This window comes from Yersinia massiliensis CCUG 53443 (assembly GCF_000312485.1).
GTDB lineage: Bacteria > Pseudomonadota > Gammaproteobacteria > Enterobacterales > Enterobacteriaceae > Yersinia > Yersinia massiliensis.
Map to the genome: position 1 here is coordinate 231,359 of NZ_HE997647.1, position 16,548 is coordinate 247,906.

A 16,548-nucleotide genomic window follows, 5' to 3' on the forward strand; every position below is an offset into this window, starting at 1 on the left:
CTCATTTTATTTATTATTTTTATTAAAGGCAGCGCTGATAAATACTTCTGATTGTGTCAGCGTCTGGGACTTTAGGATTATTTGACAGTACGACTTTCATGGTGGTGAGAACATTATTCACCATCCAATCGAAATGCTCTTCTTTGACACCCAATTCAGTCAGTGTTGGTGTCATATTAATATGCGTTAGAAGGTTTTTAACGGCATCGACACTGCTGGCTGCCGCTTGTTCGACGGTCATACCACGGGTATCTACCCCCATTGCTCGTGCAATGGCGGCGAATTTTTCCGGTGCAGCGGGCCAGGTATATTCCATGAAAGGCATATAAATAGCGGCGATGCCTTCCGCATGAACCACGTTTAATAATCCCCCCATCGGGTGTTGCAATGCATGAGGTAAGGTTGTTCCTGCGCAGTCAATCGCCATGCCTGCCAATGAGCTGGCAAAAGTAACTTTTTCCCATGCCGCCAAATCACTAACATCGTCATAAACGCGCGGTAAATTTTGTGCGATAAGTTCGATGGCTTTGAGCGATAACATCTCACTCATAGGATGCGCATTTTTAGAAATGAACGATTCCAACGCATGGAACAGCACATCAGCTCCTGGGCCTGCAATGACGCGCTTGGGCAGGGTCAGCATCAGCTCGGCATCAATAATCGCCGCTTTAGGGTAAATCAGTGGGTTAACCAAGCCTTTCTTGTCATTGGTTTCAGGGTTGGTAAAGACTGCGGTACGGTTTGCTTCGCTACCCGTCCCTGCGGTGGTGGGGATTAAGACCACTGGCAGCGCTGCTGTCCCCTGTTTTACGCCATAAACATAGTCCCAGATACTGCCTTCATTCATGGCTGAAAATGCGATGCCTTTTGCCATATCCATGGCACTGCCACCGCCAAGACCGATAACTAAATCACAACCTTCACGATTGGCTATCTCAGCCCCTTCAGCCAGTAATGTTGAAAGTGGGTTCTGCATAAAACGATCAAATACGCTGAAGGCGACCCCTGCTTGAGTGAGATATTCCTGCAATGAGGCGAGTTGCCCTGTGGGTTTGGCACTATCAGAGGCAACAATCAGCGCTTTTGTGCCGTAGGTGGCAGCGATCGTCCCTGCTTGCTTGAACTTGCCAGCACCAAAATAGAATTTCACGGGGTTCATGTATTCGAATGACATGTCAGTTTCCTTATGTGCGCATATGCGGATCACGTTCGCTATTGTGAATTCATCATAAAGTGGATCTTTTTGCTCGACCATTGAAATCGTCTTAAAGAGAGATCCCCATCACCCTATTTTTGAATTGTGAAAAATTTGTACAATGATGTAACACTGCGAATTCTTGGTATGGCTATGATAGGAAAGGACTTCTTGGGGTCGGAGGAGGAGGGCAGCAGGACTGCCCTTCGGGATGGGTCATAACGAAATGGTGACAGATTAACTAGTTTGCCGCCAAATTCACTCGTGTGGTGAGTGCCACGACGGCGCTGGCGAGGGAAAATAATGCGATGATCCAAGCCATCGTCCAAGGTGTGCCACCACTCATTAACGCGAGCAGCAGAGAAGAAATAATTCCGCTGCCATATTGTAATGCTCCCATCAATGCAGACGCAGAACCGGCAATATTGGGTACAGCATCCAGTGCGGCAGCGGTAGAAGTGGCCGCAATGATCCCGTTCATCGAGAAGAAAACAAATACCGAGGCCACAATCAACATCACCCCGCCGATATCCAATCTTGCCGCTAGAGCAAGGATTAACCCAGCAATTGCCGCGATAACCACTGCAAACTTGAGCAGTGTTTCAAGAGCAAAACGCTGCACGAGACGTCGATTTACAAGGCTCATACCCATGACGCCGACAATATTCAGAGCGAAAAGCCAGCCATAATGTTGTGGGTCGATACCAAAAAAAGTGATGTAGACAAATGGCGACCCCGTTATAAAAGCATATGCTGCGACATAATAGAACGTCAGGCATAGTGTAAAACGCATGAATATCGTGTTGGTGAGAAGTGAATAATAGTGGTGAAAAGCATTGGGTAGTGATGCTTTAATCCGCTTCTCTTCAGGTAATGTTTCAGGCAACCAGCGCAACGAAATCAACATAAGCACACCAATAATGGCCAGCAGCCAGAAAATGGTATGCCATGATGTGATCTTTATTATTTGCCCGCCAAGCAGAGGCCCTGCGATGGGGGCGATAGCCATAATGATGATCAGTGTCGAAAGCATCTGGGCTGCACGAGTACGGCTGAACAGGTCACGTATCATCGCTCGCGCTAGCATGGGGCCGGTACAAGCGCCAAGAGCTTGAAAAACGCGCCAGAACACGATTTGTGAAATATGAGTGGAAAGCGCGCAACCTATTGAGCCGATGATGAATAATGTCATACCAATCATCAGTGGCACTCGACGGCCCCACTGGTCACTTAGCGGCCCCCAAACCAGTTGTGCAATACAAAAACCAATTAAAAAACCGGTGATGGTGAGTTCTACATTACCTTGCAAATCCTTCGTCATGATAGGCATAGCAGGCAAATAGATATCAGTCGATAAAGACGTAAAGGCCATTAACGCACTAAGAATAATAACAAAACTGGCACCCGTTGTTTTTCCGGCGACAGTTTGCGTGCGTGGCTGAGAGTTATTCATCGTGGTCAGTCTAGATAAGAGGTCGTGGGTTATATTAGCGATATTTCATCAGCGAATAATCACCCACAACCGGATAGACTTTATGAATTATGCTCATCAATCGCGGTGGATAAAGCAAAACAGAAGCAGGGTGCTTCTGGGCTCATCTTAGACAGAACCGCGTGATGAAAACTCTTGCACTAATTGAGCCAATTTCTGTAAACCAAATTCTGCTTGTTCTTCAGTGGCATGACTGAAGTTAAGGCGCAATTGACCGCAACCTTCTGAAGCATTTGGGATAAACGATTCTCCCGGCATAAACGCAATATTATTTTCAAGTGCGATTGGCAGCAGTAATCGAGTATCAATACGCTGATTTAGCGTAAGCCAAAAGAACAAACCCCCAGCGGGTTTTTTCCAATGGGCCAATTCAGCAAAGTGGCGTTGGAGAGAAACTTCAAATGCATCGCGGCGAGTTCGATAATAGCCTGCTAGCTCACTCATCTGGTTTTCGTGTTTAGGATCGCGCAGTTGCTGCAAGACAAGCCATTGGCTGATACGGCTACTATGCAAATCCGCGGCTTGCTTTAGCCGTGTCAGATAGGGGATTAATTCTGGCGAAGCCACTAAATATCCCAAGCGCAGCGCTGGCGATAGGCTTTTCGAAAATGAACCCTGATAAATCCACGGCGCATACTGCAATAGGGCACAAACGGGTTTGCGTTCACAAGGGTCATAAACCAAGTCATGGTAAGGATCGTCTTCAAACAGTGGCAACATGAGGTCATCACAGCTTTTCGCGAGGGCTGCCCGCTGAGCAGCATCAAGGCAATCACCACTTGGATTCTGGAATGTCGGAATGGTGTAAGCGAACGCGGGATTTTCCGTTCTAAGCATCTCAGTATCGGGTTGCGCTGAATCATAAGCCACAAAACGCGCGCCGAAGAAGCGGAATACCTGCAGGGCGGCCAAATAGGTGGGTGATTCAACCGCAACGGGCGTGCCCGCATCAATAAACAACTTAGCGACCAGATCGATCCCTTGCTGTGAGCCTGAAATGATCAGTACTTGTTCTGCTGAACAGGCTAAACCTCGCGCAGATAAGTTCTGTGCAATCTGCTGGCGTAGCTCGGACTCACCTTCACTCGCGCCATATTGCAGCATTGGTTGTGGCATTCCATCGAGATTCAGATGGGGGAAACTCTCCACCGCAGGCAATCCACCCGCAAAAGAAATCATGCCTGGCCTATCAATGACAGACAATATTTCCCGAATTGGTGAGGGGTGAAGGTCGTGCAGCCGTGAGGAAAATCGACTATTCTGATGCGCTGTAGTTCTATTCATGCAGTCCGTCCATAAAGGTCAACCCATTTGACCTTTATGGAAAGTAAAATGGACAGCGATTTACGTCAATACTCTTGACCTAATTATTTTTAATTTGTGACCGAAACTCGATGGCAACCACTAAAAATTCTCAGCTTCAAGACGACGTATTACTACATCAGGCCATTGAGCAGTTTTATTTTGGTTATCGTAAGTTCACGGAACTACCCGATAAATTACTGGCTCAGCGTGGATTAGGCCGAGTACATCACCGTATTCTCTATTTCGTTGGTCACAATCCAGATATTTCCATTAATGCCCTGCTGAGTATTCTTAAAATTAGCAAGCAAGCGCTCAACGGGCCGCTAAAACAATTAGTGACGATGGGGCTGGTCAACGTTACCGCCGCTGAACACGATCAACGGGTACGGCAATTAGCACTCTCTGCATCGGGTAAAACGCTTGAAGCACAATTAACTGATACGCAAATGCAATTGTTGCGGCAAGTCTTCCAACAGCAGGGGAAAGAGACAGAAGCGGCGTGGTTGCAGGTTATGCAATGTTTGAATAGAGAAGATTAGCTGTCATCGTTCTTCGCCAGCCTACGAACTTATAGTTAACGATTTATACGAATAAGTAAAAAACTCGTGTGGCACTTTTGCGACATTGATCATCAGATACAAAATAACGACTACCAGATACAAAAAAGCCACTTCGTCAAAAGTGGCTTAATGTGCTGATTTAAAAGCAAAAATTTGGTGGCCCCTACTGGACTTGAACCAGTGACCAAGCGATTATGAGTCGCGTGCTCTAACCAACTGAGCTAAGGGGCCAAGCTTGGGCGCTGATTATACGGTAGTTTTTATCCTGCGGTCTAGAGCTGATAAATCAGGTGGGTGTTTTATGCGCAAATTTAAGGTTTTTAATGGCGTTGGCCGCTAATGCGGTGCAAGGATTGGTTTGATATTAAGGGTTTTAAGGCCACAAAAGAAAAACCCCCGGCATGCCGAGGGTTTTATGTGCTGTGACTTCGGACGACGATTAATCGTCTAGGAAGCTACGCAGCACTTCAGAACGGCTTGGGTGACGCAATTTACGCAATGCCTTAGCTTCGATCTGACGGATACGCTCACGGGTGACGTCGAACTGTTTACCCACTTCTTCCAACGTGTGGTCAGTGTTCATATCAATACCGAAACGCATACGCAGCACTTTCGCTTCACGCGCGGTCAGGCCAGCCAACACGTCGTGAGTAGCAGAACGCAGGCTCTCAGAGGTGGCAGAGTCCAGCGGCAGCTCCAGAGTAGTATCTTCGATGAAATCGCCCAGATGTGAATCTTCATCATCACCGATCGGGGTTTCCATTGAGATTGGCTCTTTAGCAATCTTCAGTACTTTACGGATTTTGTCTTCCGGCATCAGCATGCGTTCAGCCAGTTCTTCTGGCGTTGGCTCGCGACCCATCTCTTGCAGCATCTGGCGAGAAATACGATTAAGTTTATTAATCGTTTCAATCATATGCACCGGAATACGGATGGTGCGCGCCTGATCCGCGATAGAGCGGGTGATGGCCTGACGAATCCACCAAGTAGCATAAGTAGAGAATTTATAACCACGACGGTATTCGAACTTATCTACTGCTTTCATCAAACCGATGTTGCCTTCCTGAATTAAATCTAGGAATTGCAGACCACGGTTGGTGTATTTTTTCGCAATAGAGATAACCAGACGCAGGTTAGCCTCAACCATTTCTTTCTTGGCGCGACGTGCTTTTGCTTCACCGATAGACATACGACGGTTAATGTCTTTCACTTGCTCAATGGTCAGGCCGGTTTCTTCTTCGATCTGGCGCAATTTCTGCAAGCTACGTTGCACATCTTCCGAGACATCTTTCAGTTTTTCAGACCATGGTTTACCCATAGCCACTGCTGCCGCGAACCAGGTATCGCTGGTTTCATTGCTGGCAAACAGGGTAACGAAGTTTTTCTTCGGCATTTTGCACTGTTCAACACACAGTTTCATGATGATACGTTCTTGAGTACGAACGCGATCCATCATGGCACGCATGTTATTGACCAGATAGTCGAACTGCTTCGGTACCAAGCGGAACTGTTTGAACACTTCAGAAAGTTTCAGAATTTCAGCAGCAGCATTGGCATGGCTGCGACCATTCTTCTTGATCTCCATGCGCGCGTTTTCATACTGCTCGCGCAATTCGCTGAATTTCTGACGAGCCAGCTCTGGATCGATGCTGTTATCGTCTTCTTCTTCTTCTTCGTCTTCATCTTCGTTGTCGTCATCATCCATCTCTTCAGAGGATAATTCAGAACCAACGTGAGTCGCGGTTGGTGCAATATCTTCTTCGGCGTTTGGATCGACAAAACCGGTGATCAGGTCAGATAAACGGGCTTCACCCGCTTCAACGCGATCATATTGTTCCAACAGATAAGTTATGGCTTCAGGGTACTCAGCAACTGAGCACTGGACCTGATTGATGCCGTCTTCAATGCGCTTAGCGATATCAATCTCGCCTTCACGCGTCAGTAGTTCAACGGTGCCCATTTCGCGCATGTACATACGCACCGGGTCGGTTGTACGCCCGATTTCTGATTCAACACTGGACAATACCTGTGCAGCAGCTTCCGCCGCGTCATCGTCGGTATCAGTGGTGTTTTCGGCCAGCATTAAATCATCGGCATCAGGGGCTTCTTCAAGTACCTGTATGCCCATGTCATTAATCATCTGGATGATGTCTTCGATCTGATCGGAATCGACGATATCTTCCGGCAGATGGTCATTGACCTCAGCATAGGTCAGATAGCCTTGCTCCTTACCACGGGTGACAAGTAGCTTCAGCTGTGACTGCGGGTTTTGCTCCATAAGACGGTATCCACACTTCAGAGTATTTGGGTTGGTGTCGGTCGGCGAAACCGCCAACAATAGCATTTGGGGCCTTTTTTTGTCGCCGCTGCCCGCTATGGCGGCATATTGAGGGGAGTCGCCCCCACATTTATCGGCAATTAAGCCGTTGGGTAATTCATTTTTTTCTGGCTAAAGCCAGATTCAAAGACCAAAGCTCTTTACGTTCTTCGGCGCTTAATCCATGTGTTCGGTCACGTGCTATCAGTGTTTCCTGACGTTGCTCCAAAATGGAGTCATACAGGCTCGCTAGCGTATCGACAAAAGTCGGTTCGACCATGTCCTCAACAATCATGTGGTTCCATGTTGCGAGAGTTTCAAGCTGTTGGCTGAATTTATTATCACGGTACAGCTCTAGTAACTGCCCGGTTGTCAGCCCTGGCTGGGCTAAACAAGTCTCAACCAATTCAATAAATAGTGGCAAACCTGCTAACTTAGCTTGTTCAACGCCCTGTAGTGAGGGAATCAATGTGGCCAGTTGCGGATTTTGCACCAGTAGCCCTATAAGTATACGCATGGTTGTGCGTTTTAGCTGGGGCGGCTGGTATGAATTCGTGTTTTCTACCTGCTTTGGCATCAACTTATCAAGCTGGCTGTCATCAAGTAGACCTAACTTATTGCCCAACTGCTGACGCAAATAAAGGCGCAAGGTTTCACCAGGCACTTGGCTGATTAAAGGTAATGCCAGTGTGCTTAATTTGGCTCTCCCATCGGGGCTGCTCAAATCCACCTGTGGCATCAACGTTTCAAACAAGAAGGTTGAGAGTGGCTGCGCCTCCTCCATCCGCTGTTCGAATACGTCTTTCCCTTCTTTACGTACCAAAGTATCGGGGTCTTCGCCATCGGGCAAAAACATAAAGCGTAGCTGACGTCCATCATTTAGATAGGGCAGAGCCGTCTCTAATGCTCGCCAAGCCGCATCCCTACCCGCACGATCGCCGTCATAACAACAAATTACGTTATCGGTCGCGCGGAATAATAATTGAATATGTTCCGCAGTTGTCGCTGTTCCCAGCGAGGCAACGGCATAATCAATGCCAAATTGCGCGAGTGCCACCACATCCATATAGCCTTCCACCACGAGTAAACGTGTTGGATTGGGGTGATTCACTTGTGCTTCATACAAGCCGTATAACTGCCGACCTTTATGAAAGATTTCTGTTTCTGGGGAGTTGAGGTATTTTGGCACTCCATCGCCCAGAATTCGCCCGCCGAAAGCGATAACCCGACCACGTTTATCACGGATAGGGAACATGACACGCTCACGAAATCGATCGTAAGTCCGCCCTGTATCATTAGTCACCAGCATTCCTGCATCGTTCAGCGCGGTACGGCTCTCACCATCGCGACCAAAACGTTTTAAGGCGTTGTCCCAACCTGGGGGGGCAAAACCAATAGCAAAATGTTGGATGATTTCTTCACTCAATCCGCGATGTTTAAGATATTCGCGTGCCTGATTAGCGGTATGGCCGTTGAGCGACTGTTGATAGAATGCGCTTAGGCTATCCATCAGTTGATAAAGACTTTGTCGTTGGTGACGTTCGATCTGGGTGGTGCCGGTTCCTGCCTCATAAGGCACTTCCAGCCCATGCATGGTGGCTAATTCCTCAATACTTTCGACAAATTCAAGTCGATCGTAATTCATCAAGAAATCAACAGCATTGCCATGTGCGCCACAGCCGAAACAGTGATAGAACTGTTTTTCACCGTTAACGGTGAATGAGGGGGTTTTCTCATGATGGAACGGACAGCACGCATGGTAATTTTTGCCTTGCTTCTTCAGCTTTACCCGAACATCGATCAGATCGACGATATCGGTGCGAGCCAGCAAGTCATTGATAAATACGCGTGGAATTCGTCCAGCCATAAGCCCCTAGTCGTCAGTCCATAAACGAGAACAAGCCGCGCATTCCTTTCGGAAAGCACGGCCTTCGTATGCAACTACTCGATCTGCGCGTTCTCAGAACATCAAAAACGACGCGATGGGGTTACCCCCGAAGAATTAATACAGACGAGTGCGGCGTGCGTTTTCGCGGGCCAGTTTCTTCGCGTGACGTTTTACAGCAGAAGCTTTAGCACGTTTACGTTCAGTAGTCGGTTTTTCATAGAACTCACGACGACGAACTTCAGCTAAAACACCTGCTTTTTCACAGGAACGTTTGAAACGACGAAGAGCTACGTCGAACGGCTCGTTTTCACGTACTTTAATTACCGGCATGTGCCTCTCACCTCAATAGAAATCGGTTTGCTGCTGGCCAATCGCCAGCCTTCTCAAAATGGTGCGGAATTTTACTTCAATGGATGCTGCTTTGTAAAGCACCACAGCAAATTGAAACAGGCACGCTCCTGTGATGTCGCCCCATTCTTTACAAGAAAGTTGGTGCCTGAGGGTACGACGGCCGCTGATTATATACTAAACAGGCCCATTGAGCGAATTTATCAACATTATTTTCAAATGTGACCATGATCAACAACATTGGGGGCAGAGAGAACCCAAAAGGGCATTTTACTGTGCAATTTAGGATCAGAAATCATGACGGGCGTCACTGATATGCTAAACTATGCGCCGCACTGAATGATGGGAAATGTAATGCGAGTTTTGGGTATAGAGACGTCCTGCGATGAAACCGGAATTGCAGTCTATGACGATGAAACCGGTCTGTTAGCTAACCAATTGTACAGTCAGGTTAAATTACACGCTGATTATGGCGGTGTCGTACCTGAACTGGCTTCCCGCGACCATGTACGCAAAACGGTGCCACTGATTCAAGCGGCGTTGAAAGAAGCCAATCTGAGTGCCAAAGATATCGATGGTGTGGCTTATACCGCCGGTCCCGGATTGGTTGGCGCATTATTGGTTGGGGCCACAGTTGGCCGTGCATTGGCATTTGCGTGGGGTGTCCCTGCGGTGCCGGTCCATCATATGGAAGGGCATTTGCTGGCCCCCATGTTGGAAGAAAATGCCCCTGAATTTCCGTTTGTCGCGTTGCTGGTTTCTGGTGGTCACACTCAATTGATCAGCGTAACCGGTATCGGCGAATACCTGCTATTGGGTGAATCTGTTGATGATGCGGCCGGTGAAGCATTTGATAAAACAGCCAAATTATTAGGGTTGGATTACCCCGGTGGGCCGATGTTGTCGCGAATGGCACAACAGGGCACCGCAGGGCGATTTACCTTCCCACGGCCAATGACTGATCGCCCTGGGCTGGATTTTAGTTTTTCTGGCCTAAAAACTTTTGCGGCAAACACGATTCGAGCCAATGGGACGGACGATCAGACTCGAGCCGATATCGCTCGTGCATTCGAAGATGCTGTCGTAGATACGCTGGCGATAAAATCCAAGCGTGCGCTGGATCAGACTGGTTTCAAACGTTTGGTCATTGCCGGTGGCGTTAGTGCCAACCGTACTTTGCGATCAAAACTGGCTGAAATGATGCAAAAGCGCGGCGGTGAAGTGTTCTATGCTCGGCCAGAGTTTTGTACCGATAATGGCGCGATGATTGCTTATGCTGGATTAATTCGGCTGAAAAGTGGTGTGAACAGCGAGTTGAGTGTATCGGTACGGCCACGTTGGCCCTTATCTGAACTACCAGCAGTCTGAGTGCTATATATCGAATGTCTGTGCGGGGCTGCGGCTGTGTTGCCCCGCCAGACCCCGAGTCTATTGGGTCATTAATCCTCTTTCTCTTCCAACTCGGCAGCTTCTTCGGCGGATGTTTTCTGTTTTTTCTTTCTGAGTTTGTCCCAGATTTTGCTTTCTTTTCCTCGCCATAAACGTTGAATATTGTCATGGTGGCGCATCAAAACTAGGCAAGAAAGCATGGCGACAGGGAAAGTGAATTGTGGCTTAAACCACCAGACGTAGAAGGGGGCGATCAGTGCGCTGATAATGGCCCCTAAAGATGAATAACCGCTCAGTAACACAGTCAGCAACCATGTCCCTGTCATTAACCCCGTTAAATCCCAACCAATAGGTGCGATAGCACCAAATGCGGTGGCGACGCCTTTGCCACCCTTAAAGTGGAAAAATACGGGATAAATGTGGCCAAGGCAGGCAGCGATGGCGGTCAAGCCAAGATATAGCGGGGAAACATGTAGCAGGTAAGCTATCCAGACCGGCAACATCCCTTTCAGCACATCAAAAATCAGGACCGTTGCAGCAGCGGTGCGGCCACCGATGCGTAGAACGTTGGTCGCTCCGGGATTACCGGAACCATGCTCACGCGGATCTGGTAGCTTGGCAACCCGGCATACTAAGATCGCACTGGAAATTGAGCCACACAAATACGCGAAGATAATCATGCCAAGCGCGATAGCACTCATAACACCGCCCTGTTGAATAATGATCGTTTTAATCCCAACATCAGTGGATAATACGCATATTCGGCTGGAAGTGGTATCCGGCAAGCACAAAAACAGAGAATGACGTGATGGATATCGTATTTATTGAAGAGCTCAGTGTTATCACCACCATCGGTGTTTATGACTGGGAGCAGACCATTGAACAAAAGTTAGTGTTCGATATCGAAATGGGCTGGGATAACCGTAAAGCCGCAGCCAGTGATGATGTGAATGATTGCCTCAGTTACGCAGATATCAGTGATAGCGTCATAAAGCATGTGTCGTTGCAGCGCTTTGCCTTGGTGGAGCGGGTTGCTGAAGAGATAGCTGAATTATTGCTACAGCGTTTTAAATCGCCTTGGGTACGAGTCAAGGTCAGTAAACCGGGAGCGGTTGCTCAGGCCAGAAATGTGGGCGTCGTGATTGAACGTGGCCAGCGTCTTAATTAAGTGATGGACTATTTTTTGCTGGGATGACATAAAAGTGCAACCCTGCATCAATACTGTGGTCTGATTGCATGGCGCGATAATTTTATCAATATTGAATTTGAACGGCATTATTCTGCTAACCGCTGGGTTTTCAGTTTTGCCGTTTTTTGGTTTCTATCACATGGCATTGGGTATCGTTGATGACGGATATGTATTCGCTGTTTGTGGCTTTTGTTTTGGGTGTAGTAGAAGGGCTGACTGAGTTTTTACCGGTTTCATCCACTGGGCATATGATTATCGTCGGCGAGTTGCTGGGCTTTACTGGCGACAAAGCAAAAACCTTTGAAGTCATTATTCAGTTGGGGTCGATTCTGGCCGTGGTAGTGGTGTTCTGGCGGCGGTTGTTCGGCCTGATTGGTATCCATTTCGGCGCGACACCTCATGAAGGGAAAACCAATGGTCATCTGACATTAGGCCACATTCTATTGGCGATGTTGCCTGCGGTGGGGCTGGGATTGGTGTTCCACAATGCCATTAAAGCCTTATTTAACCCGCACAGTGTGATGTATGCCCTAGTCGCGGGGGGCTTGTTATTACTGGCCGCTGAGTGGTTCAAACCTAAAAATCCAAAAGCGGTTGGGCTGGATGACATTACTTATCGCCAAGCCTTTGCTATCGGCTGCTTCCAGTGCCTCGCCTTGTGGCCGGGGTTCTCCCGTTCCGGTGCGACTATTTCTGGTGGGATGTTAGTGGGCGTCAATCGTTACGCGGCCTCTGAGTTCTCGTTTATTTTAGCGGTGCCAATGATGATGGGAGCCAGTGGGCTGGATTTGTATAAGAGTCTGCACTTCCTGTCTCTGGGCGATTTACCGATGTTTGCTGTCGGGTTTATCACGGCATTTATCGTTGCCCTGATCGCCATCAAAACCTTCTTGTCACTGATAAAGCGTATTTCTTTTGTCCCATTTGCTATTTATCGCTTCGTGGTCGCGGCCGCGGTGTATTGGGTCTTTATGTAATCGCTCACGAATATTAAGCATAAAAAAACCCTGAATGATCAGGGTTTTTATTGTTCTAGACGGTTACTCTGAAATGACTTCTTGTGTTGCCTTCCACTGCGCCAGAGCCTGCTGACGACGACGTTTCAGTTCGTCACGTATCGCTAAACCTTGTAGCCCACTGGCGACAACCTCTTGTACGGATACGCCATTCGCAATTTGATATGCAGTTCGCAAATAATCCCCTTGCGGATAAGGATTCTCTTCAAACCCAGTACGACCACGAGCATCCGCTTCACTGGTCATAATCATCTGCTCAAGACGCTCTGGTTTGCGCCAGACATCGATCGCATCAAATAATTTGAGCAAGGTTTCAGGGCGAAGTTTATTCACCGTATGGATAAGGTCATGATACTCAGCCACCAGTTTTGCCAAATCACGCACTGGATTAGGGACGCGCAAACGCTGGCACATCTGCTCAACCAATTTAACGCCTGCCGGACCATGGCCGTGATGATGCGGCCAGAATTGCTTGGGTGTCAGCCCTTTACCTAAATCATGACAAAGCGCGGCGAAGCGAATATCCACTTCAGGACTGAGTTGAGCGGCAATAGTCAATGTCATCAGGGTATGGATGCCGGTATCAATCTCTGGATGCCATTTTTCCGGTGCGGGAACACCGAATAGGCGGTCAATTTCTGGGAACAACACCGCCAATGCGCCGCAATCGCGTAGTACTTGAAAGTAAACCTGTGGGCTTTGTGTTTTCAGGGCTTTTTCAGTCTCTTTCCAGACCCGCTCTGGCGTCAACGCTGATAACTCACCACTTTGTGCCATGGCAGCCATCAAGGTTTGAGTTTCAGGTGCGACGTTAAAGCCCAAATGTGCGAAACGGGCTGCGAAACGGGCGACACGCAGGACACGCAACGGGTCTTCGCCAAAAGCATCAGAGACATGGCGCAGTACGCGATTATCTAAATCTTGCTGACCGTGATAGGGATCGATTAACTCTCCGTCATGGCGACGAGCAATGGCATTGATAGTAAGATCGCGACGCAGTAAATCTTCTTCCAAAGTGACGTCAGGGGCTGCGTAGCAGGTAAAGCCCGTATAACCTTGGCCTGATTTACGTTCGGTTCTGGCCAGCGCATACTCTTCATGGCTGACCGGATGGAGGAAAACGGGGAAGTCTTTACCGACCTGTTGGTAGCCCTGCGCCAGTAATTGCTCTGGGGTGGCACCCACGACGACCCAATCCTGTTCAGTGACAGGTAGGTTGAGTAAGGTGTCGCGGACGGCACCGCCGACTAAGTAGATTTCCATGTAAACCCTTCGTTCTTGACGTTGCAGCGTTGTTAGCTGCTTTCGCTTACCCGAATCACTTACCGGTGTAAGCTCATCGGGATGCGCTCATTTGCTGCCTAGCTGGAACGCCAATAACGTTGGGTTTGCCTTGGCTCTTGACGTTGCAGCGTTGTTAGCTGCTCTCGCTTACCCGAATCACTTACCGGTGTAAGCTCATTGGGATGCGCTCGTTTGCTGCCTAGCTGGAACGCCAATAACGTTGGGTTTGCCTTGGCTCTTGACGTTGCAGCGTTGTTAGCTGCTCTCGCTTACCCGAATCGCTTACCGATGTAAGCTCATCGGGATGCGCTTCAGTTCATCCAACGATTATTCTTTTTACGGCTCGGGATCAGATGCGGCAAGATCAGACCGAGCAATAAACCAATCCCAGCGACACCGCCGCCATACATAAACCACTGTAGGATAATCGTGCGCTGCTTATCATCTAATTGCAGATTGACTGCATTGACCTTCTTCTGCGCGACCACCAACTGGTTTTTCAGTGATTCATTTTCCTTTTGCAGCTCGGAAATGACGCTATCACTCGCCGCGACTTTTTGCTGCATTTCAGCGGTGCGCTGGTTCCAGCTATTATCAATGTTAGCTAATTTATCTGTCAGCGTTTTGACCTGCTGTTCAAGGTCAGGCACACGAATACGGAGACTTGGCGTTTCACTCAGTTGATTCAGCGGGATCCATATCGTTTTCCCCTTATTATCGCGGATTTGGCCATAATTTGTGCCTTCATCAACGCTTATCAGGGTGACTTCATCCCCACCTTTCAGCGTGCCGACGATACGGTATTGATTACCGGGGCCGCTACGAACGTAGGTATCCAGCTCATCAGAGATGTAGCGTTTTTCTTCGGCGTGTGCAGTCCAAGAGAGACTGAGACTAAGCACCGCGAGGCAAATTAGGCGTATTTTCTGCATTAGAGAGTCATTTGTGAGTGAATTTAAGGAACGATAGTAGTGTGTTCAGTTTGCCGACGCAACGCATAAACCGGAATGAGAACTATCTTACTCTCATAGCCAGCGCGGCTTGGGCCACCTTACTTGGCTATTTTTATCGTGGCGAAAAATTGTCTTATGAAGCCTTAGGGCAGACTGACTAAAACAGGTTAAAATAGGGTTTGACTTGGGGCTGCTGCACGGTTTTTTTGTGTAAAACACGCAAATCACCGTGAAAAAGGCATAATGCCCGTAATCTCGCAACATACCGGTGTGAATAAAATTATGACCGTTGAAATAGAACTAAAATTTATGGCTACGTCAGAGGCCATTACCGCGTTGCCTGAACGACTCACATCTTGGCCGTGCCAGTATTCCGCGCCGCAAACACTGACGAATATCTATTTTGAAACCGCAGATAATCGCCTGCGCCAGCATGATATGGGTTTGCGTATTCGTGGCTACGATGGCCGTTATGAAATGACGATTAAAACCGGCGGTAAAGTTGTCGGTGGTTTACATCAACGCCCCGAATATAATGTCGATATTGACGGCGACAAACTCGACTTGGCCCGCTTCCCGACGGATATCTGGCCAGAAGGTTGGGATGTCGCGGAGCTACAAACGGCGCTAGCACCGCTGTTCCGTACAGATTTTACTCGTGAGAAGTGGGTAATCACTTACGGCGAGAGCGAGATTGAGCTTGCTTTGGATCAAGGGGCAATTTCTTCTACTCATGCGGGTGAACAGTCGGAACCGTTGAGCGAAATTGAGCTAGAGCTAAAACAAGGTCATCAAGCTGATTTACTGGCATTGGCGGCTGAACTCGCGTCAATTGGCGGTTTACGTCAAAGCAATTTAAGTAAAGCTGCGCGTGGTTATCACTTGGCGCAAGGCAATCCTCCTCGTGAACTTCGGCCACTATTGGTCTTGCAGCCAGCACCGAAATCAACGGTTGAGCAGGGGATGGTTGCAGGGCTGGAGATGGCGCTGGATCACTGGCAATACCATGAAGAGCTGTGGTTGCGTGGTGAACCTGCGGCGAAGGCGATGGTCATTGAAGCATTAGCGATGGTACGCCAAACCTTGGCAATTTTTGGCGGCTTGGTGCCACGTAAAGCCAGTACTGACTTGCGGGCGTCGTTGACTGCGCTGGAGCCACAACTCGAACCGAAAAATGTGAACGCCGAGCAACTCTGTTATAGCGTTGATTATCTAAAAAGTAAGTTAGCACTTACATCGTGGTTGGTCACCTCAGGCTGGCGACCATTTATGGATGCAAAGGCACAAGCTAAGTTTGATGGCTCATTTAAGCGTTTCTGCGACATTATGCTGAGCCGTAGCGCCGCTGATTTGAAAGAAGCCTTTGGCCAGAATATGGATGATGACGGCTATGTGGCACAGTTGCCGCGTTTGAATCGGCAAATTATGTCTTTCCAATTACTTTCCGGTTTCTACCCGCAGAGTGAATGGCACCCGTATATCGATGCTTGGTTTGGTCTACAACTGGCGATTAAAGAACGTCAGGGCCATTGGCGCGATACTGCCCGTAAAGAAGCATTAGCGCAGGCAGCCTTTTGGCTGAATGGTGCTGCTGTCCGTTAATCGAGTAAAT

Annotated in this window: 14 protein-coding genes and 1 tRNA gene; 5 read left to right on the forward strand and 10 right to left on the reverse strand. The window is 48.4% G+C overall.

Going from position 1 to position 16,548, the window contains the following annotated elements:
* Positions 1–22: 22 nt before the first annotated feature.
* The 3 genes from BN68_RS17645 to BN68_RS17655 form a co-directional block, all read right to left on the reverse strand.
* Positions 23–1,174: an iron-containing alcohol dehydrogenase gene (locus BN68_RS17645; RefSeq protein WP_019212500.1), complete on the reverse strand. Its 1,152-nt coding sequence runs from the start codon at positions 1,172–1,174 to the stop codon at positions 23–25.
* 262 nt (positions 1,175–1,436) lie between these two features.
* The gene (locus BN68_RS17650) at positions 1,437–2,648 is read right to left on the reverse strand and encodes a multidrug effflux MFS transporter (RefSeq protein ID WP_019212501.1); all 1,212 of its coding nucleotides are present in this window, start codon (positions 2,646–2,648) and stop codon (positions 1,437–1,439) included.
* Positions 2,649–2,795: 147 nt separating this feature from the next.
* Positions 2,796–3,866, reverse strand: coding sequence for an aminotransferase-like domain-containing protein (locus tag BN68_RS17655; protein ID WP_019212502.1), 1,071 nt, complete (start codon positions 3,864–3,866; stop codon positions 2,796–2,798).
* A gap of 215 nt (positions 3,867–4,081) precedes the next feature.
* Between BN68_RS17655 and BN68_RS17660 the strand changes: the two genes are divergently transcribed.
* A complete protein-coding gene (locus BN68_RS17660) occupies positions 4,082–4,531 on the forward strand; it encodes a MarR family winged helix-turn-helix transcriptional regulator (protein ID WP_019212503.1) in 450 nt (149 codons plus the stop codon).
* Between the two features lie 175 nt (positions 4,532–4,706).
* Here the strand turns inward: BN68_RS17660 and BN68_RS17665 are convergent.
* The 4 genes from BN68_RS17665 to rpsU all read right to left on the reverse strand — a co-directional run bounded on the left by BN68_RS17665 (position 4,707) and on the right by rpsU (position 9,087).
* Positions 4,707–4,783: transfer RNA gene (locus BN68_RS17665), tRNA-Ile, on the reverse strand.
* 208 nt (positions 4,784–4,991) lie between these two features.
* On the reverse strand, positions 4,992–6,830 hold the full coding sequence (gene rpoD / locus BN68_RS17670) for an RNA polymerase sigma factor RpoD (RefSeq protein WP_019212504.1): 1,839 nt from the start codon (positions 6,828–6,830) through the stop codon (positions 4,992–4,994).
* Positions 6,831–6,987: 157 nt separating this feature from the next.
* Positions 6,988–8,736, reverse strand: a complete 1,749-nt coding sequence (gene dnaG, locus BN68_RS17675) for a DNA primase (protein ID WP_019212505.1) — start codon at positions 8,734–8,736, stop codon at positions 6,988–6,990.
* Positions 8,737–8,871: 135 nt separating this feature from the next.
* On the reverse strand, positions 8,872–9,087 hold the full coding sequence (gene rpsU / locus BN68_RS17680) for a 30S ribosomal protein S21 (protein ID WP_001144069.1): 216 nt from the start codon (positions 9,085–9,087) through the stop codon (positions 8,872–8,874).
* 372 nt (positions 9,088–9,459) lie between these two features.
* Here rpsU and tsaD point away from each other — a divergent pair, with 372 nt between their 5' ends.
* Complete coding sequence (tsaD, locus tag BN68_RS17685) at positions 9,460–10,473, forward strand: tRNA (adenosine(37)-N6)-threonylcarbamoyltransferase complex transferase subunit TsaD (protein WP_019212506.1); 1,014 nt, start codon at positions 9,460–9,462, stop codon at positions 10,471–10,473.
* Between the two features lie 71 nt (positions 10,474–10,544).
* Here tsaD and plsY read toward each other — a convergent pair whose 3' ends face one another.
* Positions 10,545–11,195: a glycerol-3-phosphate 1-O-acyltransferase PlsY gene (plsY, locus tag BN68_RS17690; RefSeq protein ID WP_042806929.1), complete on the reverse strand. Its 651-nt coding sequence runs from the start codon at positions 11,193–11,195 to the stop codon at positions 10,545–10,547.
* Between the two features lie 107 nt (positions 11,196–11,302).
* Here plsY and folB point away from each other — a divergent pair, with 107 nt between their 5' ends.
* Positions 11,303–11,662, forward strand: a complete 360-nt coding sequence (folB, locus tag BN68_RS17695) for a bifunctional dihydroneopterin aldolase/7,8-dihydroneopterin epimerase (RefSeq protein ID WP_019212508.1) — start codon at positions 11,303–11,305, stop codon at positions 11,660–11,662.
* Between the two features lie 179 nt (positions 11,663–11,841).
* A complete protein-coding gene (gene bacA / locus BN68_RS17700) occupies positions 11,842–12,660 on the forward strand; it encodes an undecaprenyl-diphosphate phosphatase (RefSeq protein WP_019212509.1) in 819 nt (272 codons plus the stop codon).
* A 63-nt stretch (positions 12,661–12,723) separates the two neighbouring features.
* On the opposite strand, the gene BN68_RS17705 is transcribed toward bacA, so the two are convergent.
* Entirely contained in the window at positions 12,724–13,962 is a 1,239-nt protein-coding gene (locus tag BN68_RS17705; protein WP_019212510.1) for a multifunctional CCA addition/repair protein, read from the reverse strand.
* 332 nt (positions 13,963–14,294) lie between these two features.
* Positions 14,295–14,915, reverse strand: a complete 621-nt coding sequence (locus BN68_RS17710) for a TIGR04211 family SH3 domain-containing protein (protein WP_019212511.1) — start codon at positions 14,913–14,915, stop codon at positions 14,295–14,297.
* A gap of 303 nt (positions 14,916–15,218) precedes the next feature.
* On the opposite strand from BN68_RS17710, the gene BN68_RS17715 reads away from it, so the two are divergent.
* The gene (locus BN68_RS17715; protein WP_042806949.1) at positions 15,219–16,538 is read left to right on the forward strand and encodes a CYTH domain-containing protein; all 1,320 of its coding nucleotides are present in this window, start codon (positions 15,219–15,221) and stop codon (positions 16,536–16,538) included.
* The last annotated feature ends 10 nt before the right edge of the window (positions 16,539–16,548 follow it).